This is a genomic window from Pseudoduganella umbonata, assembly GCF_014192225.1.
Classification (GTDB): Bacteria; Pseudomonadota; Gammaproteobacteria; order Burkholderiales; family Burkholderiaceae_D; genus Rugamonas; species Rugamonas umbonata.
Window position 1 is genome coordinate 63815 of the sequence record NZ_JACHXS010000011.1, and the last position, 26431, is coordinate 90245.

Here is a 26431-nt window from a genome sequence, read left to right on the forward strand (position 1 = left end):
ACGAACAGGCTCCGGTATCGCATTGCCAGCATCTGCTGATTCCTGAACAGTCCCCGGCCGCCGCCGGGGCGCCTTCCCCGGCGCGGCCGGCCCTGGCGTTTCCCCAGTAACGGCGGGCGAAACGGGCCATTGCCAAGGTCCCCCCAGGCCGTGGCACGCCAATTGCCTTATTCCCCATGAATGTCTTTTGCATCGGCTTACATGGAGAGTATTGGAATGAGCACCCCGTTTCGGATGAAAGCCCTGTGCGCGGCGCTGGCGGCCCTGGTCGTGCCGCAGGCTTACGCGCAGGAACTGACTGGCGCAGCCAGCGCCGCCGTTCCCGCGGCCGCTGCTGCCGCCGCCGCGGCCGATGTCGCCACCAGCGGCGCGCAGGCATCGGCGATGGCGGCCGTGGTCGTGACGGCCCAGCGCCGCAGCGAGCGCCTGCAGGATGTGCCGGTCGCCATCACCGCGCTCAGTGGCGACGCCGTGCTGCGCTCCGACCAGATCCATACCGCCAACGACATCACCCAGTTCATTCCCAACGCCTCCGCCTCGGCCACCGACGGCCGCTCGCGTCCCCGCTGGTTCCTGCGCGGCATCGGCACCAACGAGACGGCGGCATCCTCGGTCAGCCCGATCGGCATCTACAACGACGACGTCTTCCTGAACAACGTCTACATCCAGGCCTTCCCGCTGTTCGACACGGAGCGCGTCGAGGTGCTGCGCGGTCCGCAGGGCACGCTGTGGGGCAAGAACACGACCGGCGGCGCGATCAACTTCATCTCGCGCAAGCCCGCGTTCGACACCGACGGCTACGCCAAGGCGGGCATCGGCAGCTTCGGCGAAAAAATCGTCCAGGGCGCCATCGGCGGCGCGGCGATCGACGACAGGCTGGCACTGCGCCTCTCCGTGTACAACGAGGACCGCGACGGCTGGGTGGACAACATCGTCACCGGCACGAAGACCGGCGCGGTGTCCGATTCGGCCGTGCGCGGCCAGGCGCTGTTCAAGGTCGACAGCGACCTCGATGTGCTGTTCAGCGTACGCACCCGCAAGGCCGACGGCGACGTCAATCCGTCGTTCTTTGTGAAGGGCCCGCGCCAGGTGGTGGTCAATCCCCTCTACCTGGGCGCGCAGCGCGGCGCCGGCGCCATCTCGGCGGCCGGCACCGGCACCGAGGAAATCAAGTCGAACGGCGTGTCGGCCACCGTCAACTGGGAGCTGGGCACGGGGCTGCAACGTTACTCGCTGACGTCGATCACCTCGCGCGACACCGGCAAGCGCCTCAACCTGTCGACGGCCACCTTCGCGCTGCCGACCAGCGCCGGCTACCAGTACACCGACAGCAGGCAGGTCACCCAGGAACTGCGGCTGGCGTCGCCAAAGGCGGAAGCGCTCAGCTGGATCGTTGGCGCGCATTATTTCGACGAGGCGCTGGACAACAATTCCGTCACCCGCAACAACCGCATCGCCAATGCCAGCCAGTCGTCGGCCAGCGGTTCCTCGGCCGGCAGCTGGAACCAGGAACACTACTGGCAGGACACCCGTTCGGCCGCGCTGTTCGGCAGCGTTAACTATGACGTGACGGACAAATTCACCGTGATCGGCGGGCTGCGCCGCAGTTCCGAGCGCAAGGACTACACGCTCGACTTCCAGCAAAGCACCAACACGGGCAGCGGCCCCGCCAACTCGGCCACGTTCGACGATGCGGTGCCGTACTACCTGCCGGGCGCGGTGGCCAATGGCCTGAACCCGTTGCAGACATCGAGCCAGTCGGCCACCTGGCGCAACACCACCTGGGACTTCACCACGCAGTACAAGTTCGACCGCAACGTCAACAGTTACGCGCGGGTGTCGCACGGCTTCCGGGCCGGCGGCTTCGTGGTCGACCAGCCGACGGCCAGCACGCGCACCATCAAGCGGCTCGATCCGGAAACGCTCGATGCGCTGGAACTGGGCCTGAAGACGCAATGGCTCGATGGCCGCCTGACGTTCAACACGGCCGTGTTCCACTACAAGTACGAGAACAAGATCGAAGCCGTACTGCTGCCGAGCACGACCTCCGCCAGCGGCACGCGCCAGGTGCAGGAGAACGCCGCCGACGGCCGCTCGCGCGGCGTGGAAGTCGAGCTGGCGTGGCTGCCGTCGTCGAACGCGCGCCTGTCGGGCAGTTTCGGTTACCTGGACACCCGCTATACCAACTACGCGTCCACCGCCTCGGGCCAGACGCTGGACGCGACCGGCAACCGCTTCAGCCGCGCGCCCCGTTTCAGCGGCACGCTGGACGGCGAATACGGCTTCCCGCTGGACAGCGGCGCCGTGATCGCCCTCGGTACCGACTGGAGCTACCGCACCCGCCAGTTCTTCAATGCCGTCGACCAGAGCGAGCCGACCTTGTGGCAGGACGCCTACGCGCTCGGCAACGCCCGCCTGGTCTACAAGAGCGCCGATGGCCGCTTCGAGCTGGCGGCCGTGGTGCGCAACGTAACCGACAAGGTGTACGCGATCCTGGCCACCGGCAGCGCCACCGGCAACACCGCCACCCGCCAGGTGTATGGCTTGCCGCGCAGCTACGGCGCCACCTTTACCGCACGATTCTGATTCCCTACAGAGGAGCACTCCATGAGCACCAACGCCAACGCCAACAGCGGCGCAGCCGCCGGCCCCGACAGCATCTGGTACACCCGTTGCAGCATCCCGACCCCGCTGGGCATCGCCGCGCAGCTGGGCTGGTTCGAGCAGGAGTTCGCGGCCGATGGCATCACGGTCAGGTCGCTGCAGGAATCGGACGACCCGGTCCAGCAGGACTCGCATTTCGAGCACACGCTGCCCGATTCGTTCCGGCTGGGCGGCGCCGTGCCGCCGATCTGGGCCCGTGCCAAGGGCCAGGACACACGCGTGATCGGCATTTCATGGATCGACGAATACCAGGCGATCCTGGCGCTGCCCGAATCGGGCATCCGCAGCGCGCGCGACCTGAAGGGCCGCAAGCTGGGCCTGCCCAAGCGCGTCGACCGCGACGACAGCGTCGACGTGGCGCGTGCCTCGGCGCTGCGCGGCCTGCTGGTGGCGCTAGAGACGGAAGGCCTCGGCCACGGCGACGCCGAATGGATCGACGTGCCGACCGGGCGCAAGGCGCGCGCGGGCGATGGCGATGACGATGAAATCGCGGGTCCCGACACCGAGGTGCGCCGCGGCCGCGGCCACAGCTACACGGCGGTGGCCCGCGCGCTGGTGCGCGGCGACGTGGACGCCATCTACGTGAAGGACGTGCGCGGCGCCGAAACGGCCCACCTGCTGGGTGCCCGCGTGGTGACCGACCTGGGCTTCCATCCCGACCGCTGGGTGCACGTGAACAACAGCACGCCGCGCCCATTGACCATCAATGCGGCCACGCTGCGCCAGCATCCGGAACTGGTGGGGCGCTTCCTGCAGCGCGTCGCCGATGTCGATGCCTGGGCGCGCGCCAATCCGGCACTTGCATTGACCCGCATTGCCCGCGAGACCAACTGGACCGAATCGTGGGTGCGGCGCGCCTATGGCGACACGGTGCACCAGAGCCTGGGCGTGGACCTGTCCGACACGTCGGTGCGCGGGCTGACGCTGTTCAAGGACTTCCTGCTGCAGTGGGGCTTCATCGCGAACGACTTCAGCATCGCCGACTGGATCGACCCGGCGCCGCTGGCCGCGCTGTCCGCACTGTCCACACCGACGCGCCAGGCTGCATGAGGAGATGCCGATGACACGCACGACGACTGTTACCAGGCGGCAGGCATTGCAATGGCTGGCCGCCGGCGCGGCGGCGGGTGCGCTGGCCCCGGGCCACGCGGCAACCGGCGCACCGCCGCCGAAGGCGATCCGGCTGGCCGGCGGCGCCTCGTACGCGGCAGGCAAGCTGCGCCTGAGCGGCCTGGCCTACGTGATCGCCGAGCAGGGCTGGCTGGAACAGCAGCTGAAGGCGCGCGGCATCGCGCTGGAATGGTTCGGCACCTCGCATGCGGCCGTCGGGCCGATGGTCAACGAAGGCTTCGCCAACGGCAGCGTCGATTTCGCCAGCTATGGCGACCTGCCATCGGCGATCCTGAACGCGGGCGGCGTGGAAACCCGGCTGCTCGTGCCGAACGGGCTCGGGCAGAGCGACGGCTTCCTGGTCGTGCCGCGCAATTCGCCCGCGCGCACCATCGAAGACCTGAAAGGCAAGTCGCTGGCCGTGCACCGCGGCCGGCCCTGGGAACTGCCGCTGCTGCGCCTGATGGATGCGCGCCGCCTGTCCTATCGCGACTTCAGGCTGTTCAACATCAATCCGCAAACCGGCATGTCGGCGCTGGCCAGCGGCAAGGTCGATGCGCTGTTCACGATGACCGACGCCTACCTGCTGGAAGACAAGGGCGTGGGCCGCATCATCTGGTCGACGAAGGATGCGCCGCTGGACTGGAAGACCCGCACCGAGCTGTGGGGATCGAAGCGCTTCATCGACCGGTATCCCGACCTTACCCGGCTGGTCGCCACGGCCTATATCAAGGCCGGCCACTGGTCGTCGCTGGAAGCCAACCGGCAGGCGGTGATGCTGCAGGCCACCGCGGGCGGCACGCCGATGAACGTGGTGCGGCGCTCGTACGAGGACGACAAGTATCCGTGGAAGGAGCGCTTCTCTCCACTGTTCAATGAAGTGGTGTACACGCACTACCGCCACACGCTGGACTTCGCCCTCCAGCAAAAGATCATCGCCCGCAAGCTGGACCTGGCGACCTGGTTCGATCCGCGCTTCGTGCCGCTGGCATTGAAGGACCTGGGGCTGGACAACTACTGGAAGCCGCATACCGCGGCGGCCTGACTTCTCACACCAAGGAAATGACATGACCAATGCAAACATCCCCGTGGCGCCGGTCCGCGAACTGTCCGACTTCGGCGTGCGCGCCCGGTTCGAGATCCAGCAGGCCCACGCCCTGCTGCGCGACTGGGGCACCCTGTCGACGCGCGGCAAGGGCGCGTTCAACGCCGCGGTGCGCGCGCCGGGCACCGAACGCCTCGTCATCGGCGATGCGAAACAGGCCGCGCTGGTGACCTTCGACGGCGAACTGGTCGAAGGCGAACTCAATCGCGGCCTGCAGGAAGTGATCGGCGTGTACGCCGCGCTGTTCCGCGAGCGCGCCGACCTGCAGGCAGCCCTGCACACGCACTCGCCGTATCTGACGGCGCACGCGATTGCGCACAAGCCGTTCCGCATCAATTACTGGTCGGTGGCCAAGCGCGCCGGCGTCGAGGAAATCCCGCTGGCCGACTTCGCGCCGCGCTATGCGCCCGAGCCGATCATCAAGTCGCTGCGCGAGCACCCGGACGCGCCGGCCACGCTGCTGCGCAACCGCGGCTTGTTCACCTGGGGCAAGGGCAGCATCGGCGACGTGGCGCGCCTGCTCAACAGCCTGGAGGAAGCGGCCGAGATCAATGTGTATGCCGCCCAGATCGGCGGTGCCCGGCCCCTGCCGGAAGGCGCGCTGGACGCCTTCATCGCCCAGCGCAAAGGGTAAGGAGCGGCGATGACGATCAAGGTATTCTGGCAATTGCCCGTGCATGGCGACGGCGCCGCCATCAGCCCGGAACTGTGGACCCGCGGCGACTACGCGGCCGGCCGCAAGGAGCCGCACCCGTACGCCCGCACCGGCAGGCCGCGTGACGGCTACACCTATTTCGACTACCTGGCCGCGGTGGCCGGCGCCGCCGAACTGGCCCGTTTCGACGGCGCGTGGATCGGCCTGACGGCCGATGGCGAAGACCCGCTGGTCACCGCCGGCGCGTTCGTGCGCGAAGCGCGCCACCTGAAGTTCGCGCCGCAGCTGCATGCGCCGCTGCTGTCGGCCGTGTACGCGGCGAAGATCGCCAACAGCTACCAGCGCCTCAGCGGCGGCCGGCTGGCGTGGCACCTTGTTACTCAGCCGGAGAAGGAAGGCACTCAACGGCAGCGGCCATGGCACGGGCGGCACTGGAGCGAGGCGGAACAGGTGGCCCGCACCGCCGAATTCCTCGACGTCGCCAAGGGCTTCTGGTTCCAGCCGCCCTTCACTTACCACGGCCAGTATTTCGAGGTCGAGAACGGCGGCTTCGCCCCGGCGCTGCAAGGCCAGCCCTTCCCCGAGGTCTACCTCGGCGGCGACAGCGACGCGGCGCTGGAACTGAGCGCGCGGCACGCCGACGTCCACTTCCTGCCGCTGCTGCCGCCCGCCGAACTGGTGCCGCGCATCGCCCGCCTGGATGCGCTGGCGGCAAGCCACGGCCGCAAGCTGCGCTATGCGCTGGCGGCCGACGTGCTGGCCCGCGACGAAGCCGATACCGCCTGGCAGGCGCTGCGCACGCGCTGGGAAGATGCCGCCGCCGTGGCGGAACAGTCGCTGCCGCCGTTCGACCAGCTGCGCACGGGGCCGAACCTGTGGAACGGCTTCGGCCTGACGGACCCGCACGCCGGTGCCGGCCTGGTCGGCAGCTACGACGAGATCGTGGCGCGCGTGCGCGAGTATGTCGCGCTCGGCATCGACAGTTTCGTTTTCAATGCCCATCCCGCGCTGGAAGAGGCGGTGCGCCTGGGCGAGCGCCTGCTGCCGCGCCTGCGCCTGCTCGATGGCGAACAACAACTGAATGCGGCCTGAGCCGCACTGCATGGAGAATACGATGGCACAGTTTCACTGGAGAATTCCGATCCACGGCTGCAAGGGCGACCTCGGCTCGCCGCTGTACACGCGCGGCACCTGGGGCGCGCTGGCGGACGGTAACCTGGGACCCACCGTGGTACGCGGCGAGCCGTCGGCCGGCAGCACCTACCACGACTACCTGCTGCAGGTGGCCAGGGCGGCCGAGCTGAGCGGCTTCGACGGCGCGCTGATTCCGTCGTTCCCCGATTCGGAAGACCCGTGGGTGATCGCCTCGTCGATCGCCCGGCATACGAAGACGCTGCGCTTCATGATCGCCTACCAGCCGGGCTGGTTCGATCCGCTGTACGCGGCCAAGGCATCGGCCAGCCTGCAGCGGCTGTCCGGCGGGCGGCTGCTGTTCAACATCATCACGGGCGGCGGCGGGCCTGGCCAGCTGTGGTGGGGCGACCGCATCGCCCATGCCGACCGCTACCGCCGCACCACCGAATTCCTCGACGTGCTGAAGGGCGTGTGGGATGGCAAGCCGTTCGCCTACGACGGCAAGTTCTTCAAGTTCGACGAAGCCTTCCTGCCCGCCCCGCTGGCCGGCCAGGTCTTCCCGGAACTGTATTTCGTCGGTTCGTCCGACGTTGCACTGGCGGCCCAGGGCAAGCACGCCGACTTCGACCTGAGCCACCTGGAACCCGAAGCGAACCTGGTCCGCAAGTTCGAACGGGTGCGCGAGCTGGCGTCGAAGGATGGGCGCACGGTCAAGCCGGCGGTGCGCTTCAATATCATCGCCCGCCGCACGAAGGAAGAGGCGTGGGACGTGGTGCGGCGCGCGTGGAAGAACGTCGACTGGAACGCCATCGAGGAACGCCGCCGCCAGCAGCGCGGCGGCGACGGCGTCGGCTCGTGGCGCATCGATGCGACCCGCAATTCCACTGTCGAGGACATGATCGTGGAAGACCTGTGGGGCGGCTTCGGCACGCTGGGCAGCCAGGGTTCGCCGCTGGGCTTCGTCGGCAGCTACGAGGATGCGGCCGCGCGCATCGACAAGTTCATCCGCCTCGGCGTGGACGGCTTCGTTCTGTCGAGCACGCCGGCGCTGGAGGAAGCCTTCCACGTCGGCGAGGAAGTGTTGCCGCTGGTGCGCGGCAGCGCGCCGACGCTGGTGCGCGCCGCCGCCTGAGCGCGGACGCATTGCCGCCGAGTGCTGGCTGCGGGCTGCGGGCTGCTGGCTACGCAACAGTGTGCGGCCGGTACGCTGTTGGCCGCGCAGCAGCGCCCGCCCCGGCCGCGCCGAAAGTGCACCGAACGGTGCGGCCTTGCCGGCGCAATGGCTGGCACAGGGCTTGCAGCATCACAGCTTGCGGCATCACGGTGACCGCCGCCCATCGATTGTTTGCCGGGATTACCATGCTTGATTTACTCGACGTAACGCGCTTTCGCCCTGCCCGGCCCCAGCCAGGGCAGGCGCGGCAACGCCCGCCATTGCCACGTGCGCAGACAGCGCAGCCTTCGCAAGCCGGCGCCAGCGCTCCCGCGGCTGCGCACACGCACCGTGCCGGTCCCGTAGCGCGCTGGCTGGCCTGGCGCTGGTCGGCCTGGACGTCGCCGTTGCTGCTGCTCGCCGTATGGTCGCTGGCAACCGCGCTGGGCTGGGCGCCCGAACAGATCCTCGTCTCGCCGCTGCGGGTGCTGCGCACCGCCTGGGAACTGGCGCTCAGCGGCGAACTGGCGATGCACCTGGAAGTCAGCCTGCTGCGCCTGCTGGGGGGCTTCGCGATCGGCGCCGTCACCGGCATCGGCTTCGGCCTGGCGCTGGGCCTGTCGCCGCGCTGCCGGGCGCTGGTAGGGCCCACGTTCGAGATCCTGCGCCAGCTTCCTTCGGTCGCGCTGATTCCGCTGTTCATCCTGCTGTTCGGCATCGGCGAAAGCTTCAAGGTGCTCATCGTCGTCAAGTCCACCTTCTTCATCGTGGCGCTGGCCGGCTACGACGCCGTGGCGAACCTGTCGCAGCGCTACCTGGAAGTGGCGCGCATCTATTGCTTCACGCGCTGGCAGGTGGTGCGGCGCGTGGTGCTGCCGGCCATCATGCCGGCCGCCCTGACCGGCATGCGCATCGCCCTCAGCCGCTCGTGGATGGTGCTGGTAGGCGCCGAGCTGATGGCGGCGGAGAGCGGGCTGGGCCAGATGATGGAGATGGCGCGCCAGATGTTCCGGCTCGACGTCGTGATGGTCGGCGTGGTGCTGACCGGCGGGATCGGCTTCGCGCTCGACCGCAGCCTGCGCTGGCTGGAGGCGTACCTGGGCCGCTGGCAGCGCGACAACGGAAAGGATGCCCGATGACGAGCGCGATCGATCCCCATACTGGCAGGCAAGGTCCGGCACTCGCGCCGCGCACGGCGCTGTGGCGCAAGGGAGGCAAGCCGGCCACGCTGGCCCAGGGACTGCTGCTGCCGCTGGCATTGCTGCTGGCGTGGGAATGGGCGTCGCGCCAGGGCGCGGACGCGGCCTACATCTTCGTGCCGCTGGAACAACTGGGGCGCGGCCTGCAGGAGCTGCTCGGGTTCGGCCCGGCGGCCGGCGACGAGGCCGAGCTGGGCATGGCGTTCGGCGCGATCTGGCCGCACCTGGCCGCCAGCCTGCTGCGCACGCTGCAGGGCCTGTGCATCGGTGGCGGCCTCGGCATCGCGGTCGGCACGCTGATGGCGCAATCGCCGGTGGCCGATCGCCTGATCGGCCCGCTGTTCCACAGCATCCGCCAGGTGCCGCTGATGGGCCTGGTCCCGCTGCTGGGCCTGTGGGTCGGCAGCGGCGATCCCGCCAAGCTGCTGGTGGTATCGATCGCCGCGTTCTACCCGACCGTGCTCAACACCAGCGACGGCATCCGGCGCGTCGACGTGGCGTACCGGGAGGTAGGCCGGATGCTGACGCTGACGCGCGGCCAGACCTTCCGCCACGTGCTGCTGCCGGCGGCGCTGCCGGCGATCCTCACCGGGGTGACCCATGCGCTGGCTTTCGCATGGCTGGCCTGCCTGGGCGGCGAGCTGCTGTTCACGGCCGGCCCCGGCATGGGCTCGCTGCTGGTGAACGCCGAACTGGCCGGCCGCACCGACCTCGTGCTGCTGGGCGTGCTGGCCGTGGCCCTGCTGGCGCAAACGATGAACCTGCTGTTCAAACGCCTGGCGGGCCTGCTGGTACGCGGCCGCAGCAGCCTGTGAGCTTAATCTATCAGCGTAATTCATCTGTCAGCGTAATTCCTAGGAGAACCGGATCATGAATGCCCCGCTTGCTTATACCGCGCCTGGTATAGAACCCGACGTCGCGACCGAACGCGCGCCCCGCGTGCCCTTCCCGGCTGCACGGCGGCGTGCCGGCGGCCTCGTCATCGAGCATGTCAGCAAGTCGTTCGCACTGAAAAGCGGCCCGCTGCTGGTGCTGGACGATATTTCGCTGACCGTCGAGCCGGGCGAATTCGTCGCCATCGTCGGCGGTTCCGGCTGCGGCAAGTCGACGCTGCTGCGGCTGCTGGCCGGACTCGATCCGGACTACCAGGGCCGCCTGCTGCACGACGGCGTGCCCATCGCCGGCACCGGCCTGCAACGGGGACTGGTATTCCAGGACCACCGGCTGTTTCCCTGGCTGACGGTGGAGCAGAACGTCGGTCTCAGCTTCACCAACACCAGCGTGCCGGAACAGGAGCGGCGCGAGCGCGTGGCGGCGGAAATCGCCCGCGTCGGCCTGGACGGCTTTGCCGACGCCTACCCGCACCAGCTGTCCGGCGGCATGTCGCAGCGCGCGGCGATCGCGCGCGCGCTGGTCGGTCGCCCCGACGTGCTGCTGCTGGACGAACCACTGGGTTCGCTCGACGCGCTGACCCGCCTGCGGCTGCAACAGGAATTGCGCCGCCTGTGGCAGGACGAAGGCATCACCATGCTGATGGTCACCCACGATATCGACGAGGCGGTGTACCTGGCCGACCGCATCGTGGTGCTGGAAGCGCGCCCCGGCCGGGTGCGGCGCATCCAGCCTGTGCCGCTGCCCCACCCGCGCCAGCGCGGCCAGGCCGGCTTCGTGGCGATCCGCGATGGGCTGCATGCGGATTTCGCCTAGGCATTACCGGGTACTCTCTCCGTTATCGTCTGGATAATGGCTTCGGCCCGCCGCAAGGCGGGCTTTTTTTTCAGGCCTCCGAACGCCTGCATCGCGCTGGACATAAACTGCGCGCAGGCTTGCCGGGAGTGTGCCCACGCCTGCGCGAAGATGGCTAGCTGAGCACGCAAGCGCGGCAAGGCACAGCCGCCGCACGAAATACATTCGCGCAAATATGTCTTTATAATGGCATCTTTGCCGCGCCTGCCCTGCCATGTCACCCCACGACATCCCGCCCCACGACGTTCGAACAGCCTTCCAGAAAGAATTTGCAACGACCGATACCTGGATCACGCGGGCGGTCGTGGTCGGTGCCGCCGCGATCGCCGGCCTGGTCGTGGTGGGGTTCAGCTGGCTGGCCGAGTCCGGGCTCGGACTCTTCCTGGGCATGGCGGACGGCGTCTGGTGGCTGCCCCTGCTCTGGACCCCGCTGGCATGTGCCGCCATCGTCTGGGTGACACGGCGCCATGTTCCGGGAGCAGCCGGCTCGGGCATCCCGCAAGTCATCGCGGCGCTCGACCCTGCGCTGTCGGGTGGCCGCCGGCCCCGCCTGGTGTCGCTCCGGCTGAGCATGGCGAAGATCGGCCTGACGTCGGCCGGGCTGCTCGGCGGACTCTCGCTCGGCCGCGAAGGCCCGTCGGTGCAGATCGCTGCCGGCGTGATGCTGGCGGCACGGCGCTGGCTGCCCCGCCGCAGCGGCGTCAGCGCCCATTCGCTGCTGGTGGCCGGCGGGGCGGCCGGCATTGCGGCGGCCTTCAATACGCCGCTGGCCGGTGTCATGTTCGCCATCGAGGAGCTGTCGCGCACGCCGGAACAGCGCAATAGCGGCCTGATCGTGGCGGGCATCGTGCTGGCCGGCCTGATCGCCGTGTCGATCCATGGCAACGGCACGCATTTCGGCGTCATCCATCCCGGACCGATCGGGCTGTTCCTGGTCTGGCCGGGGCTGCTCGTAACGCTGGTGACCGGTGCCGCGGGCGGGCTGTTCGCCCGCCTGCTGCTGACCTGCCTGCGCGGCCAGTCCGCAGATCTGCCGACCCGCTGGCGAGCCCGGTATCCGGTACGCTTTGCCGCTGGTTGCGGCCTGGCGGTGGCGATCATCGGTGCCGTCAGCGCCGGTGCGACCTACGGCAGCGGCAACGAAGCGACCCGCGGCCTGCTCGAAAACAGCGCGGCGGTACCCGGCGGCTTTGCGTTCCTGAAATTCGCGGCGACATGGCTTACCGCCTGGTCGGGCGTCCCGGCGGGGATTTTCGCCCCGTCCCTGTCGATCGGCGCGGCGCTGGGCCACGACATCGCCCTGCTGACCGGCTATACCCAGGGGGCCGCATTGATCGCGCTGGGCATGGTCGGTTTTCTCGCCGCCGCTACCCAGGCTCCGCTGACCGCCTTCATCATCGTCATGGAGATGGTCGACGGGCATGGCATGGTGCTGAGCCTGATGGCGTGCGCCGTCGTCGCCAGCACCGTGTCGCGCGTGCTGACGCCACCGTTGTACACGGCGCTTGCCACGCTGCAGTTGCCGCCACGCCGCCCTCCTGGCGGATGACGCGGCGGCGGGCAGGCTCTCGCATGGACCGCGCTCAGGCTTGTGGCGCCATCCAGACCAGGTTCCACAGGTGGCCGTCGAGATCCTCGAAGCCCTGGTCGTACATGAAGCCATGGTCTTCCGGCGGATGCGGCGTGCGGCCCCCTGCCGCGACAGCCTTGGCGATCAGGCCGTCCACTTCTTCCCGGCTTTCGCAGCTCAGGCAGATGATGACTTCGTTCCGCTCCCGTGCATCGACAAGGGGCTTGTCGATCAGGGACTTGAAGAATGCTTCGGTCATCAGCATCGCGTGGATGCTGCCATCCACGATATTCATGAACGCCGCGCTGTCGCTGGAATATTGCGGGTTGAAGGTGAAGCCGAGCGCGGTGAAGAACGCGCGGGAGTTGTCGAGATCCCGGACGGCCAGGTTGAAGATGATCTGCTTGTTCATGGTGCTCCCATTCATGACAGTGGTTGAACTGCGGAGGTCTGCATCCTGACGACGAATGGGAATGCGCCGAATCGACAGGCTGCGTTGACAGATTTCAGCAGTATCGCCAAGGCAAGCGATCGTGAAAATGGTGCACTGCACAAAAACACTGCTTGACATTGACTGCCATCCCGGTAGACTACGTTATGTTGCGTTGCACAATAGCTTGCCTGGAGTCGTCAACGATGGCTCTCATCAATATTATTATTACACTGGAGAAATACATGTCTACGATTCCCGAGCAATTCTCGAACGCCGCCAAGGCCAACCTCGACAACCAGTTCACGAACTTCTCGGCACTGACCAGCAAGGCTTTCGAAGGTTTCGAGAAGCTGATCGCACTGAACCTGGCCACTGCCAAGGCATCGCTGGAAGGTTCGTCGGTCACCGCCAAGCAGCTGCTGTCGGCCAGCAATCCGCAAGAGTTCTTCTCGCTGAGCACTGCCCAGGCACAGCCTGCCGCTGAAAAATTCGTCGCCTACGGACGCCAGGTGTCGTCGATCGCCGCCGAAACCGCCGCCGAGTTCTCGAAAGCCGCCAAGGCGCAGTTTTCGGAAACCAACAGCAAGGTGCTCTCCCTGGTGAACGAAGCCACCAAGAACGCGCCGGCAGGCAGCGAAAACGCCATCGCCCTGTTCAAGACCGCACTGGGCAACGCCGATGCCGGCTACCAGCAGTTCACCCGCTCGGCGAAACAGGCTTCCGACACGATCGAAGCCAACGTCAACGCCGCGGTGAGCCAGTTCAACACGGCCGTCAAGAAGGGCCCGATCGCAGCCGCTGCCGAGTAATCGAAGCAGTCACCGGGCGAATCACCGCCCGGTTGCAGATCTGTTCCTCGGACAGCATTCAGCCCGATGAGCGAATGAAGCCAACGATGCAACAGCCGGACAGGCTGGGGTATCGTTGGCTTTTTTCATGGGATCGGTCCTTTCGGCGGCTAGCCGATCACGCTTTCCCATTTGTCGCTGCACCTTTCAGGCCTGCCGCGCGAAATGCCCGGCGCGAATACCTACGATGCGCTGGAGGCAGGGCACGGCGTGGACGTGCCGTCGCTGTACCGGTTCCTGTCCGGCTACCAGCTGTCCCGCGCGCCAGGCAAGGCGGAATATTCCAACCTCGGCTTCAGCCTGCTGGGCTTTGCGCTGGCGGAAAAGGCAGGCGTCCCGTATGAGCGGCTGATCGCGGAGCGGATTAACCGCCCTCTCGGCATGGCAGCCACCGGCGTCGTTCCCGGCCCTGCGGAACGGGCACGCTTCGCCCAGGGACACCTGGGTCCCGTTGCCCACGCCTGGATGGAAGTGCCGCCCGTGTCCGTGCCCGCCGGCGGCCTGTATTCGAATGCCAGCGACCTGCTGGCATTCCTCGGAGCGGCATTCGCGCTGACGCCGTCGGCGCTCGACGATGCCACGGCACTGATGCGCCAGCCCTACGCGGACAAGCCCGACGTGCGCCTGGCCTGGTCCGTCATGCGGCGCAACGGTTCGGAGATCTGGACGCATTCCGGCCGCACCTTCGGCTTTACCAGCACGGTGGCCTTCGATACGCGCGCCGGGCGCGGCGTCGTGCTGTTGTCGAACAATTCAGGCACGGAGTTGACCGACCTGGCCTTTCATCTGCTGAGCACGCAGTTCCGCCTGAAGCAGATCGTACCGCCCGCCGCCTTCGTGCGCATGGTGGAAGCATCGGCATTCCGCCAGGTGACGGCAGCCTACCGCGCGCTGCGGCACCGCGATCCCTCGTTCTACCTGGAAGAAAGCAGCGTCAACGAATGGGCCGGCATGCTGCTGGAGAAGCGCCGGCCGCGCGATGCGCTCGCACTGCTGAAGTTCAATGCGGAACAGTATCCACGCAGCGCGAATGCCTTCGACAGCCTGGGCCTGGCGTATGAAGCGGTCGGCGACCGCGCCGGCGCCCTCGCGGCATATCGCCGGGCGCTGGAACGCGCGCCCATGTCCGGCCACGCGGCCGAGCGCGTGAAGGTGCTCACGGATGGACCATAGCGCGGCGAAGGGGCGCGCACACTTCTAGCCGAATGCCGCCGAGCGTACGTCCGCTTCCGCGCCGAAGCGGACATTCGCCGGCCAGCTATTTCAACTGTTCAATTGCCGCCGCCTTACCTCGCCGACTCCCGCTCAGGTGGCCATGGTCGGATCGTACGCGTTAGCTGCTCCTCGAGCGACCAGTTCAGAGGGCGAGCTTTGGAGCGAAACCAAGGACACCCTTTTGCTACCCACCGCTCGTAGTGGGCCACGTTATCGTCGTAACCGTACTCGCAGCCACAGCAATCGCAGATCTCGAATGAGCATCGCAACTCTTCCGTTGAAGCGTATCCAAGAGCAGGGCCGTAGCCGCAAACCGGACAATAATCAATGACCACGACGACTCCATCTTGTAACTGCGGATTATCCGGCTTGCTACCCAAAACGACACGTGCCCACCTACTGAAACACACATCGTCAACGACCGCTGCTGGCCGAATGCGGCCAGTCTCAGTAGTTTGGTCAGGCGTTCCTATTTCCTTGCTTTGCTCCGGAAGCTATCTCAACGCGGTGAATGCCACATCAGCGCAACCGGTGATCGACCCCGTACTGCGCCGGAACGCCAAGATGGTCGCGCAGCGTGCTACCCGCGTAATCTTCGTGGAAGAGCCCGCGTTCCTGCAAGATGGGAATCACACCGTCGACAAACGCGTCGATCCCGTCATCGTAGATGTCGGGAGAGACCCAGAAACCGTCCACTGCGCCCGATTCGAACCATTCCTGCATGTGATCTGCAGCCTCGACAGCCGGCCCGACGATGACCGGATGATAGTCGATCACGCCATGTGCCAGTATGTCCCGCAGGGACCACCCCTCGCGTGCAATGTTCAGGGCGTGAGCCGAACGCGGATCGCGTGGTGACGGACGGGCCGCTGCAAGCTGATCCGGTGAAAGCGGTTGGTCGAGTCGTGCCGGATCCAGCCTCACGCCCAGCATCTGCTGCAGATAGGCCAGCCGGTCGGGGAACGTCCGCTCGGTCAGCGCGATGCGGCGGTCAAGTGCCGAGCGCCGGTCGCCCGCGATCGTCGTCATCAGCCCGGCAACGAACTTGATTTCATCCGGATGCCGGCCGGCGCGTGCGGCGGCATCGCGGAACGCGGCGCGCTGGGCGCGCGCATCGTCGATCGTGAAGGCCACGCCAATGACGACGCTGGCGAAGCGTCCAGCCAGCTCGAGCGCATTCGGGCTGCCTCCCGCGTGGAAGATGACGGGCTGGCCTTGTTCGGAGGGAGGAATGTAAAGCGGCCCGCGCGAGGCCACGAACTTTCCGCCAAGGTTGACCGGTGCGATCCGTTTCCCTTTGGCGAACTGGCCGGACGCCTGGTCGTGCACCCACGCGTCCTGTCCCCAGCTTCCCCATAGCGCCTGCACGAGCTGGATTGCCTCATGCGCCCGGCCATAACGCTCCGGACTCGACGGGAGCCGCCTGCCGTAGTTCGCCGCGACATCCTCGCCACTCGACGTGACGGCGTTCCAGCCGGCCCGCCCGTGGCTCATGATATCGAGCGCCTTGAACTGCCGGGCGAGGTTGTAGGGTTCGTTGAATGTGGTGGAGCCGGTGGCCACCAGGCCGATACGCCCGGTGCCGCGGGCCACGGCAGCCAGCGTGAGCATGACGTCGAGGTTGAAGTGCGGGGCTTCGTTCTCGATGTCGCCGACATGGCCTGGACCGTCCGGCAGGAACACGAAATGCAGCTTGCCGCGCTCGGCCGCCTGCGCATGGCGAACCTTGGCATCGAAGCTCGCATAATTCCTGGGATCGACCCACGGCATGCGCCAGGCGCCGGGCTGCGAGCCGTACCCATTACCCAGGTGCATTCCGATCACCATGTTCGGCTGGCTCATCGGAGACCTCAGCTGTTACGCCCGGCGGTGACGGCCCGGTTCCGCATGACGATATCGTCGTGCGTCAGCTTGCCATGGCCCGCCATGAATTCCTCGATCAGCGCTTCCCGGTACGACGGAGCACGTTCCTTGTCGGCCTCGGCAATGGCGGATGCCAGCGCATCGGCAGGCAGTTCGGTGCAATAGGCGGGCGTACCCGGCTGCTGCCGCCAGGACTCGGCCAGCGTGCCGGCATCGACCGGATCGAACCCCGTGGCGCTGACCAGCTGCATGGCAAGTTTCTTGCCCTCTTCGTCGTCACCGGCGACCGGAATGGCGATGCGTTCCGACTGGCCCTCGGGCCTGCCCTTTTCCGCCAGCGTTTGCGCCAGCACCGCATTCCATGCCTTGACGACCGGGCGGCCGATCTGCTCGCTGACCCACACGCTTTCCGGCTTTCCGTTGTCGATCTCGCCGATCTCGCCATCCCGGAACGGGTAATAGTTCGAGGTATCGATGACGGTGACTTCCGCGGGGACGTTAGCGAAAAGATCCTTCATCCCGGAGTACCCGCCAAATGGAATCGACAGGATGACCGCGTCTACGCCGTTCACAGCCTCTTCCTTGCTGACGGCGGTTACGCCGAGGTCGTGCGCAAGGTCGCGGATCGTGTCAGGTCCCCTCGAATTGGCCAGCTTGACTGCATGGCCGCCGGCGGCCAGTTTTTGCGCGATGGTTGCGCCGATATTGCCGGCGCCGATGATTCCTACTTTCATGAGGTAACTCCTTAAGTGTTGAACAGCCGCTCAATCGCAGGCTGGGCGTGCGAATGCATCGAGCGTGTCGCGCAGGTCGGCCAGGCCTTCCTCGGAAAGCTGGCAGGCGGTCTTGATCTTGTCGGTGATGCTCCAGACCTCGTCGCGCAGCGCGTTCGCTTTGTCCGTCAAGCTGACGAGAACGCGCCGTTCGTCCGCCGGATCGCGTACCCGCGTGACCATGCCGGCGATTTCCAGCCGCTTCAGCAGCGGCGTGATCGTTCCGGTATCCATGTCGAGTTTTGCACCCAGTTCGCCGACAGCCCTGGGCGAGCTGCTGAACAGTTCGAGCAATGCGAGGTATTGCGGGAACGTCAGCCCAAGCGGTTCCAGGAAAGGTTTATGCAGCCGTGTCATGCGGTTGGCGGCGCCGTAGAGCGCGAAAGATAGCTGCTGGCCGACCTCGCGATAGGGGTTGGTCTTGGTCCGCGTCACGATTTCCTCTAGTTCACAAGTATCTAGTGTACTAGACTATATCACCGATGCCGGCTTCATGCTTGCTGCTCATTGATCGACAGGATGTTGCGGGCGCTGCCGAGTGCTGCCGAATGTGAACGTTGCAGCAGAGCCGCGCGGTCAGGCCGCTCTCACCCGCCCCGCTGCCCCTTCAGCAACGCCACCAGCGCCGCCGGTTCCGCCTCGACCAGCATCCGCTCCGCATTGCGCGGATGGATGAAGCCTTCCTCGCGCGCGTGGGCGACGAAGTCGATCAGCCGGTCGTAGAAGCCGTCCACGTTGTACAGCGCGATCGGCTTGTCGTGGATGCCCAGCTGCGACCACGTCAGCATCTCGAACAGTTCTTCCAGCGTGCCCAGGCCGCCGGGCATGGCGATGAAGCCGTCGGACAGCTGGGCCATCATGGCCTTGCGCTCGTGCATGTCCTTGACGATGAATTGCCGTGTCAGGCCCGTGTGGCCCACTTCGCGCTCGACCAGCGCGGTGGGGATCACGCCCGTCACCTCGCCGCCCAGGCGCAGCACTTCGTCGGCAATCACGCCCATCAGGCCGACATTGCCGCCGCCGTAGACGAGCGCCAGGTTGGCATCGACCAGCGCGGCCGCCAGGGCGCGCGCGCGTTCCGCATACAGCGGGCTGGCGCCGGCATTGGCGCCACAGTAAACACAAACGGATTTCACTTGTTCAGTTTCTTCAGGTAGTCGTCGGTCAGTTTCTGGAAGCGCGCCAGCGTTTCGCCGCGCAGGTAGGGTTCCACCTGGATCAGCACCTGGTAGCAGCCGCGCGCCAGCGCATCGGCCATCGACTGCTGCTCGGTGTACTTGCGCGGGTTGCGCACGTATTCGTAGGACAGCCAGTACGTGGCCACCACCACCATATTGGTTGCCATCGCATCGATCTTCGCGTCGTTCGCTTCCAGCGCGCCTTCGGTGCGCAGGTCTTCGCACAGCTGCCTGGCCACCTTGATCTTGTGCGCCAGGATCTGCTTGAAGTGCAGTTCCAGCTTGCGGTTGCGCGACAGCAGGTCGTTCAGGTCGCGGTAGAAGAAGCGGTAGCGCCAGATCAGCTCGAACATCAGGTGCAGGTACGTCCACACGTCCTCGATGTTGGAACGCCGGCCGGCCGGCACGTGCAGGATGCGCTCGATCTCCTGCTCGAACTCGACGAAGATCGAGTTGACGATGTCGTCCTTGTTGCGGAAGTGGTAGTACAGGTTGCCCGGCGAAATGCTCAGCTCCTCGGCGATCACCGTGGTGGTGATGTTCGGTTCGCCGAATTCATTGAACAGGCGCAGCGACAGTTCCTGGATGCGTTCGCGTGTTCTTCTGGGAGCTTTCTGTAACATGGGCGCAGGTGCTGTTGTTTTGGCCGCAAGCATAACACCAATGGCACGGCCGTGCGGAATTGTGCCAACGTATGGCTCGCGGCCTTTTTGTACGGCTAGCGGCCTTTTTTCAGCCTGCCCACCTGCTCCCGCAAGCCATCGACTTCCTGCTTCAGCGATTCGACTTCCTGCCGCAATGGCGCAGTGGCGGCGATCACGGCGCGCTGCACGTGCTCCTCCATTGCCCGGTCGCGCAACTGCCGTTTCGGCGACGCCGCCGATTCATGCCGCACGGCGGCGCGCAATGCCTCGGCCCGTTCGCGGCGCACCGCGAAGTCTTCGAGGCCTGCCTGCCAGATGGCCTGGATGCGTTTCTTGACCATGGTGTGTTCCTCCTATGCCGCCTGGGCTCTTCTTGCGTGGCTGTACAGCCGGAAGCCCTCGCGGATGTTTTCGCGCAGTACCGCCCCCTTCCACGGTTTCGTGTAGAAGCGGTCGATCGCGCCCTGGTTGATGGCGGCCATGATCGGCGTCAGGTCCGCATAGGCCGACAACATGATGCGGAAGGTGTCCGGCGCCAGGTTCTTGACCCGCTCCATGAATTCCGTGCCGCTCATCGACGGCATGCACTGGTCGCACAGGATCACCTGCACGTTGTGGCGCGCCAGGATGTCGAAGCCTTCCAGCGCCGTCTGCGCGGTCAGGATGCGGTAGCCGTCCTGCGCCAGGAAGTCGGACAGCACGTCGAGCATGAAGGCGTCGTCGTCGACGATCAGCAGCGTCGGCTTGCCGTCGTCGCGCGTCTCGTCCGCCGGCGCGGCCAGGTAGCGCTTCTCGCGCAGCATCAGTTCGAAGTCGCCCGCCGGCAGTGGCCGGGAGAAAAAATAGCCCTGCATTTCATCGCAGTCGTGGCGCCGCAGGTAGGCCAGCTGGGCGTCCTTTTCCACGCCTTCGGCAATCACCTTCAGCTTCATGCTGTGCGCCATGTTGATGATCGCGAGTACGATCGCCGCGTCGTCCGGGTTCGACGTGACCTCGCGCACGAAGGCGATGTCGATCTTCAGCTTGTCGATCGGGAAGCGCTTCAGGTAGGCCAGCGACGAATAACCGGTGCCGAAGTCGTCGATGGAGATCTTGATACCCAGTTCCTTCAGGTTCTGCAGCACCTTGATGGTTTCCTCGGCATTGCTCATCAACGAGCTTTCCGTCAGCTCCAGTTCCAGCAGCTCGGGCGGAATGTCGTGCTGGCGCAGTGCGTTCAGCACTTCTTCCTCGAGCCCGCCGACGAAGAACTGGATGCCGGAGACGTTCACGGAAATCTGCACGGCGCCGGCGCCGGTATTCTTCCAGAAGGCGATCTGGCTGCAAGCCTCGTTGATCACCCACGCGCCGACCCGCACGATCAGGCCGGTCTCTTCCAGCAAGGGAATGAACAGGGCCGGCGACACCATGCCGTGGCCGGGCCGGTTCCAGCGGATCAGCGCCTCGGCGCCGCTGATGCGGCCCGTGCCGATGTCGATCTTCGGCTGGAAGTACAGCACGAATTCCTCGTTGTCGATGGCGCGCCGCAGCGCGTTCTCCATGTCGAGCCGCGCCAGCGACTGGGCATTCATCTCGGCCGTGAAGAAGCGGAAGGCATCGCGCCCTGCTTCCTTCGCGCGGTACATCGCCGTGTCGGCGTACTTGATCAGCGTATCGGCATCCTGCCCGTCGTCCGGGTAGACCGAAATGCCGATCGACGCGGTGACGGTGACTTCGTGCCCCTGCAGGTCGAACGGCTGGCGCATCGCCTCGCGGATCTTGTCGACCACCGGCAGCGCGCCCTGGGCGCCTTCCGGCAGCATCAGGATGGCGGCGAATTCGTCGCCGCCGAATCGGCCGATCGTGTCGCGCACGCGCAGGCAATCGACCAGGCGGCTGGAGAACTGCTTGAGCAGTTCGTCGCCGATCGTGTGGCCCAGCGTGTCGTTGATGTTCTTGAAGCGGTCCATGTCGAGGAACAGCACGGCCAGCGCCCAGCGGTGCTCGGCGGCCTGCTTCAGCGAATGGGTCAGCGATTCGTACAGCTGGGCGCGGTTCGGCAGGTTCGTCAGCGTGTCGAAGTGGGCCAGCTTCAGCAGGCGCCGCTCGGCTTCCTTGCGTTCCGTGATGTCGCGCGCCACGGCCACCAGGATCCAGTTCTGGCCGGAGCGCAGCGTGCGGCGCTGCACCTCGACGGACATCAGCGAGCCGTCGCGCCGGTGCAGCATCAGTTCGGCCACGGGGCCGCCCTGGTCGCCGGCCAGCAGCTTGTCGTACAGGTCCACCAGCTGCATCGGCGCGCTGCCCCGCTCGCGCTGGCCGACCAGCAGGAAATCCTCGCGCTCGAAGCCGAGCATGCGGCAGGCCGTCACGTTGACGTCGACGAAGCAGGTATTGGCGCGGTCGACGAGAAAGATCGCATCGGCCGTGGCGTCCATCGCCAGGCGGAAGCGGCGCAGGTCTTCGGTGAGGCGGTTGCGCGCATCCATGTCCTGCTGCAGTTGCGCATGGTTGCGGCGCACTTCCTCGTACAGCTGCAGGTTTTCATATGACACGGCGATCTGCGCGGCGACGGTGACGGCGATACGCTCGTCGACTTCGGAAAAGCCTTCGTCGCCCAGCTTGTCCGCCAGGTACAGCCAGCCATGCACGCCGGTGCCGGAGGCGATCGGCACGCCCAGGAAGGAATGCACGGGCGGGTGCCCGTCCGGCAAGCCCAGGTGCGAGGGATTGCCCGGCAGCGGGTGTTCCCGCACCGCCTTGCGCTCGTCGATGATGCGTTTCAGGATGCCGGCATCGGGCGCACCGCGCAATACCTGCGCGCCTTCCGCGGTGCCGCACTGGCTGAACCAGCCCAGCGTGCCGCCGCCTTTGTCGAGCACGCCGATGCAGGCGTATTTCGCCACGCAGATGTTCTGCGCGACCTTGCAGCCGATGTCCACCAGCGCCTGCGGCTCCCGTTCGGCGGACAGGTCGATGCCCAGTTCGATCAGCGCCGTCAGCCGCAGGCTGACCGCCTGCAGGCTGGACAGGCTGTTCGACAGCCGCTGCGTCATCGAGCGCAGCCGCTCGGTTTCGCCGTCCGGCGTTTCATGCTGGGCCAGTTCGGAAATCACCTGGGTCGAGGATTCCACTTCGTCCAGGTACTCGGCCATCTTGTGGCCGATGCCGTCCAGCTTGCTGTCGGCGGGCGGCGCTTCGCCGAAGCCCGCGGCCAGCCCCGCGGCGTAATCCGGCGTGCCGACGGGGCCGGCGGGTACGCCCAGCGCTTCCTGCACGGTCGCCATGATCACGTCCGGGTCCGACGGCTTCGGCAGCACCCAGCGCACGCCGCACGACTGCGCCACGGCCATCGCCTCGCGCTCGCGGTAGGTGGCGGTATAGAAGATGATCGGCACATTGGCCGTTTCCGGATTCTCGCGCACGCGCGCGACGAATTCGTAGCCGTCCATGTTCGGCATCAGGATGTCCGAGATGATCAGGTCGGGCCGGTCGCGCTCGATCAGTTTCAGCGCTTCGATGCCGCTGGCCGCTTCCATCAGCCGGTGGCCGGAAAAGCCCAGCAGGGTCATCAGGAACTGCCGGTTCAGTACATGATCGTCGACGATCAGGATCGTTGCGATGTCGTCTGTTTTACGGGGCGACATCTCCCCTGGCAAAAAAGACTCGAGCTGCGTGACGAAGCTGTCGGGCTCGATCGGTTTGCCGATGTAGCCGTCGAAGCCGGCGGCCAGCAGCCGTTCGCGGTCGCCCACCATGGCCAGCGCGGTCACGGCCAGCGCCGGGATGCCCCGGGTGGCGGGATCGGCCTTCAGCGTGGACACGACGCCATAGCCGTCGAGCTTGGGCAGGTGCACGTCGCAGATGATCAGGTCCGGCAGTTCGCGCCGCGCGGCGGCCACGCCTTCTTCGCCGTCGCTCGCGGCGAGCGGGGTGTAGCCGAAGGCGCGCAGCAGGTATACCATCAACTCCATGTTGGTGGGGTTGTCTTCGATGATGAGGATACGTGCAGACACGTTGTCCCTCCCTCTTGTTATGAGTTGTCGTTGCCGGGCAGCAGCCCTCCCTGTCTTATCAGTATCCCTTATTCCGTACGGACGCGAAGCACGGCAGGCGTGCGCGTCCCGCCCCACCCGTTATTGTCCGGATGTAAGCAAGTATTGCCGTACGTCAATACATTGTAGCGGGGGACAGCGGGCGCGTCAAAGGGCCGGCGGTGAGGATTTCATCGAGGATGCGGCACAGCACGCGTGGATCGCTGCCCAGCGCCACGTGGCCGATACCGGAAAAGGCAATGTTTTTCGCGCCGGCCAGGCGGCACGATGTCTGCGGTGCGACGATATTGTCGTGCCACGACCAGATCGACGTGATCAAAGCCCGGTGCGCCGCGTCGTCCTGCGCCAGTTGCGCGAGCCATTCGGCATCCTGGCGCATCTGCCGCGCGTTGGCGCCGATGCCCAGCGCCGCCAGGCCGGTGCCATGGTGCGGCGTGCCGACGGTGACGATGCGCGCCACGTGCGCCGTGCCGTGGCGCCGGAGCCAGGCCCGCGCGACCAGCCCGCCCATGCTGTGGCCGACGATGACCACGCGCGGCGCACCGGTGGCGGCCAGCAGGCGCTGCACGGCGCGCTCGACGTGTTCGACATAATCGTCGAGCGGCGCGGTGACCGGCTCCAGGTCGACGGTATCGTGGCTGATGCGTTCGCACCGCAGGCGCGCGCGCAGCGCTGCCCAGAAGCCGCCGTTGCAGCCATAGCCGTGCACCAGCAGCACGGGCAGCGTGCGCCCCTCGCAGGCAAAGAACGGTGCGGGCTTGTGCCGGAGCATCGTCCAGGACGATGTCAGCATCGATGCGCGGAATTCGCCGCAGAACAGGCACAGGCGGGCTCCCAGGTCGAGCCGGTGCTCCACCGGCACGTCGCTGGAGAGCCGGCGTGCCATCCTGAAATTATTGGCGCTGATCGCGCCGCGCACCAGCACCACCGCCAGCAGCGCCAGCAACAGGGCCAGGTCGAGCGGCACGTACCGCGCGGCGGCATACCAGATCGCCAGCGCCGCCGCGACCTGTATCGCCATGATTGCCAGCAGGATGCGCACCACCATTGTCCCGTTCTCCTCTAGAGCTCTCCGCGACGGAGCGGCATGGAAAGAGCCAGTGTAAGCGATCGGCGGCCGTCATGGAACAGTCGCTGGTGCGGTGCCGGAGACGCATGCCCGGCCCGCCTGGTTGCCCGGCTTGCTTGCCCGACTTTACTCGCCCGGCTTGCGCTCGCGCGCCATCATCTGCCGCGCAATGCCGCGCAGGATGTTGACTTCCTCCGTCTCCAGGCCGGTGCGGGCGAACAGCCGCTTCAGTCGCGGCATCAGCTTGCGGGGGTTGTCCGCGTCGAGGAAGCCGATGGCCACCAGCGCCTGCTCGAGGTGCGCATACATGCCTTCGATCTGCGCCTGGCTGGCCGCGTCGCCATGGAAGCCGACCGGCGAGGCGGCGGGCGCCGCGTCGCCGATGGCCGCCATCCGGCATTCGTACAGCAGCACCTGCGCGGCCTGGGCCAGGTTCAGCGACGAGTACTCCGGGTTGGCGGGAATGTTGACCAGCACGTTGCAGCGCTCGACGATCTCGTTCGGCAGGCCGAAGCGCTCGTTGCCGAACAGCAGCGCACTATATAGAGACTGTGACCCAGGAGACTGTGACCCAGGAGACTGTGACCCAGGAGACTGTGACCCAGGAGACTGTGACCCAAGAGACTGTGCCGCGACAGACTGTCCGGCGGGAGACTGCTCCGCGAGCGCACCCGTTGCCACGTGCTGCGCGACTTCGCGCGGCGTGTGCACGGGCGGCGAAAATTCGCGCAGCCGGGCCGACACGGCGGCGGCGAAGTTGATGCCGTCCAGCGCCTCGGCCATCGTGGCGACGACGCGCGCGCCGGCCAGCACATCCTGGGCGCCGCTGGCGAAAGCCACCGCTTCCTCATGCTGCAAGGCGCCTTCGATACGGGGATTGACGAGCACCAGCTCGGAAAATCCCATCGTCTTCATCGCCCGCGCGACCGAGCCGATATTGCCGGGGCGGCTGGTTTCCACCAGCACCACGCGTAACGGGAAAAGCGGCAGGCGTTGGAAAAGAGGCGTTGTGCTGAGTGTCATTTCCTGCGGCATCATTTAGAATAGCGGTTTTCGCGAAACGACAGATTTTACAACGCCCTGCGTTTGATCAGTATCTGGCCAGCGTTCGGTCAGTATTTCGTTGTTTTGCGCCGCTCTTTTAATTCGCTCCTGTTCACACAGCCACCACCGCGGCGTAGTCACCGACTATCCGGGCGGCCTGTCCATTTTTCTACGGAATTGCCATGCATCCAATGCTCAACACGGCCGTGAAGGCCGCGCGCCGCGCCGCCGCCGTCATCAACCGCGCTTCGTTCGACCTCGACCGGGTCAGCTTCGCTGAAAAGAATCCGAACGATTTCGTTACCGACGTGGACCGCGCCGCCGAGGAAGCCGTCATCGAAGTGCTGCAGAAGGCCTATCCAACCCACGCCTTCCTGGGCGAGGAATCGGGCACCACGGGCAATGTGAACGACGAGAGCGAATTCGTGTGGATCATCGATCCGCTGGACGGCACCACCAACTTCATCCATGGTTTCCCGCAGTACGCGGTATCGATCGCTCTGCAGCAGCGCGGCGTGATCACGCTGGGCGTCGTGTACGACCCGGTGCGCAACGAACTGTTTACGGCCGAAAAAGGCGCGGGCGCCTTCCTGAACGACAAGCGCATCCGCGTGCGCAAGCTGGACCGCATCGCCGGCGCGCTGCTGGGCACCGGCTACAAGAACGGCAGCCAGAAGGCGCTGGACGAATACCTGAAGATGTACGGCATCATGGCCGAGCGCTGCCATGGCGTGCGCCGCGCCGGTTCGGCCGCGCTGGATCTGGCCTACGTGGCCAGCGGCCGGCTGGACGGCTATTACGAAAAGAGCCTGCAACCGTGGGACATCGCCGCCGGCACGCTGCTGGTGACCGAAGCGGGCGGCATCGCCGGCGAATTCAATGGCGAATCGAAATACATGCAGACCGGCCACGTGATCGCCGGCAGCCCGCGCGTATTCGGCCAGATGGTCGGATTACTTGCCGAATTTGCCTGAAATCAACAATTAGTGTAGCT

23 protein-coding genes are annotated in these 26431 nt (G+C 66.3%); 13 read left to right on the forward strand and 10 right to left on the reverse strand.

Going from position 1 to position 26431, the window contains the following annotated elements:
- The first annotated feature begins 216 nt into the window (after positions 1 to 216).
- The 10 genes from FHS02_RS24085 to FHS02_RS24130 all read left to right on the forward strand — a co-directional run bounded on the left by FHS02_RS24085 (position 217) and on the right by FHS02_RS24130 (position 12315).
- Positions 217 to 2586 (forward strand): TonB-dependent receptor, encoded by a 2370-nt coding sequence (locus FHS02_RS24085; protein ID WP_175424939.1) that lies wholly within the window; start codon positions 217 to 219, stop codon positions 2584 to 2586.
- 21 nt (positions 2587 to 2607) lie between these two features.
- Positions 2608 to 3714 (forward strand): ABC transporter substrate-binding protein, encoded by a 1107-nt coding sequence (locus FHS02_RS24090; protein ID WP_137316883.1) that lies wholly within the window; start codon positions 2608 to 2610, stop codon positions 3712 to 3714.
- A 10-nt stretch (positions 3715 to 3724) separates the two neighbouring features.
- Positions 3725 to 4819, forward strand: coding sequence for a PhnD/SsuA/transferrin family substrate-binding protein (locus FHS02_RS24095; protein ID WP_175424938.1), 1095 nt, complete (start codon positions 3725 to 3727; stop codon positions 4817 to 4819).
- A gap of 22 nt (positions 4820 to 4841) precedes the next feature.
- Positions 4842 to 5513 carry a class II aldolase/adducin family protein gene (locus tag FHS02_RS24100; protein ID WP_137316881.1) on the forward strand — a complete coding sequence of 224 codons (672 nt, stop codon included), beginning with the start codon at positions 4842 to 4844 and terminating at the stop codon, positions 5511 to 5513.
- 9 nt (positions 5514 to 5522) lie between these two features.
- Positions 5523 to 6626, forward strand: a complete 1104-nt coding sequence (locus tag FHS02_RS24105; RefSeq protein ID WP_137316880.1) for an LLM class flavin-dependent oxidoreductase — start codon at positions 5523 to 5525, stop codon at positions 6624 to 6626.
- Positions 6627 to 6648: 22 nt separating this feature from the next.
- Entirely contained in the window at positions 6649 to 7800 is a 1152-nt protein-coding gene (locus FHS02_RS24110) for an LLM class flavin-dependent oxidoreductase (protein WP_137316879.1), read from the forward strand.
- Positions 7801 to 8027: 227 nt separating this feature from the next.
- Positions 8028 to 8960 carry an ABC transporter permease gene (locus FHS02_RS24115; RefSeq protein ID WP_137316878.1) on the forward strand — a complete coding sequence of 311 codons (933 nt, stop codon included), beginning with the start codon at positions 8028 to 8030 and terminating at the stop codon, positions 8958 to 8960.
- The gene (locus FHS02_RS24120) at positions 8957 to 9835 is read left to right on the forward strand and encodes an ABC transporter permease (protein WP_137316877.1); all 879 of its coding nucleotides are present in this window, start codon (positions 8957 to 8959) and stop codon (positions 9833 to 9835) included. The genes FHS02_RS24115 and FHS02_RS24120 overlap by 4 nt, the downstream gene beginning before the upstream one ends.
- Before the next feature lie 55 nt (positions 9836 to 9890).
- On the forward strand, positions 9891 to 10727 hold the full coding sequence (locus tag FHS02_RS24125; RefSeq protein WP_137316876.1) for an ABC transporter ATP-binding protein: 837 nt from the start codon (positions 9891 to 9893) through the stop codon (positions 10725 to 10727).
- A gap of 253 nt (positions 10728 to 10980) precedes the next feature.
- The gene (locus FHS02_RS24130; RefSeq protein ID WP_137316875.1) at positions 10981 to 12315 is read left to right on the forward strand and encodes a chloride channel protein; all 1335 of its coding nucleotides are present in this window, start codon (positions 10981 to 10983) and stop codon (positions 12313 to 12315) included.
- 34 nt (positions 12316 to 12349) lie between these two features.
- On the opposite strand, the gene FHS02_RS24135 is transcribed toward FHS02_RS24130, so the two are convergent.
- Complete coding sequence (locus FHS02_RS24135; protein ID WP_137316874.1) at positions 12350 to 12748, reverse strand: VOC family protein; 399 nt, start codon at positions 12746 to 12748, stop codon at positions 12350 to 12352.
- Between the two features lie 263 nt (positions 12749 to 13011).
- On the opposite strand from FHS02_RS24135, the gene phaP reads away from it, so the two are divergent.
- Together phaP and FHS02_RS24145 are read left to right on the forward strand one after the other, a co-directional pair.
- On the forward strand, positions 13012 to 13578 hold the full coding sequence (gene phaP / locus FHS02_RS24140; protein ID WP_137316873.1) for a TIGR01841 family phasin: 567 nt from the start codon (positions 13012 to 13014) through the stop codon (positions 13576 to 13578).
- 156 nt (positions 13579 to 13734) lie between these two features.
- Entirely contained in the window at positions 13735 to 14790 is a 1056-nt protein-coding gene (locus FHS02_RS24145) for a serine hydrolase domain-containing protein (protein WP_137316872.1), read from the forward strand.
- A 561-nt stretch (positions 14791 to 15351) separates the two neighbouring features.
- Here FHS02_RS24145 and FHS02_RS24150 read toward each other — a convergent pair.
- From FHS02_RS24150 to FHS02_RS24190, 9 genes are all read right to left on the reverse strand, one after another.
- Complete coding sequence (locus FHS02_RS24150) at positions 15352 to 16674, reverse strand: NtaA/DmoA family FMN-dependent monooxygenase (protein ID WP_137316871.1); 1323 nt, start codon at positions 16672 to 16674, stop codon at positions 15352 to 15354.
- Positions 16675 to 16682: 8 nt separating this feature from the next.
- Positions 16683 to 17429 (reverse strand): NADPH-dependent F420 reductase, encoded by a 747-nt coding sequence (locus FHS02_RS24155; protein ID WP_137316870.1) that lies wholly within the window; start codon positions 17427 to 17429, stop codon positions 16683 to 16685.
- A gap of 30 nt (positions 17430 to 17459) precedes the next feature.
- Positions 17460 to 17903: a MarR family winged helix-turn-helix transcriptional regulator gene (locus tag FHS02_RS24160; RefSeq protein ID WP_229422423.1), complete on the reverse strand. Its 444-nt coding sequence runs from the start codon at positions 17901 to 17903 to the stop codon at positions 17460 to 17462.
- 152 nt (positions 17904 to 18055) lie between these two features.
- Positions 18056 to 18604, reverse strand: a complete 549-nt coding sequence (locus FHS02_RS24165; RefSeq protein ID WP_137316869.1) for an LOG family protein — start codon at positions 18602 to 18604, stop codon at positions 18056 to 18058.
- Positions 18601 to 19269, reverse strand: a complete 669-nt coding sequence (locus FHS02_RS24170; protein ID WP_137316868.1) for a TetR/AcrR family transcriptional regulator — start codon at positions 19267 to 19269, stop codon at positions 18601 to 18603. The genes FHS02_RS24165 and FHS02_RS24170 overlap by 4 nt, the downstream gene beginning before the upstream one ends.
- Positions 19270 to 19364: 95 nt before the next feature.
- On the reverse strand, positions 19365 to 19631 hold the full coding sequence (locus tag FHS02_RS24175) for a hypothetical protein (protein ID WP_137316867.1): 267 nt from the start codon (positions 19629 to 19631) through the stop codon (positions 19365 to 19367).
- A gap of 12 nt (positions 19632 to 19643) precedes the next feature.
- Positions 19644 to 23285, reverse strand: coding sequence for an EAL domain-containing protein (locus tag FHS02_RS24180; RefSeq protein ID WP_137316866.1), 3642 nt, complete (start codon positions 23283 to 23285; stop codon positions 19644 to 19646).
- Between the two features lie 154 nt (positions 23286 to 23439).
- Entirely contained in the window at positions 23440 to 24372 is a 933-nt protein-coding gene (locus FHS02_RS24185) for an esterase/lipase family protein (protein WP_137316865.1), read from the reverse strand.
- 147 nt (positions 24373 to 24519) lie between these two features.
- A complete protein-coding gene (locus tag FHS02_RS24190; protein WP_229422422.1) occupies positions 24520 to 25416 on the reverse strand; it encodes an RNA methyltransferase in 897 nt (298 codons plus the stop codon).
- A 212-nt stretch (positions 25417 to 25628) separates the two neighbouring features.
- On the opposite strand from FHS02_RS24190, the gene FHS02_RS24195 reads away from it, so the two are divergent.
- Entirely contained in the window at positions 25629 to 26411 is a 783-nt protein-coding gene (locus tag FHS02_RS24195; RefSeq protein WP_137317763.1) for an inositol monophosphatase family protein, read from the forward strand.
- Positions 26412 to 26431: the final 20 nt, after the last annotated feature.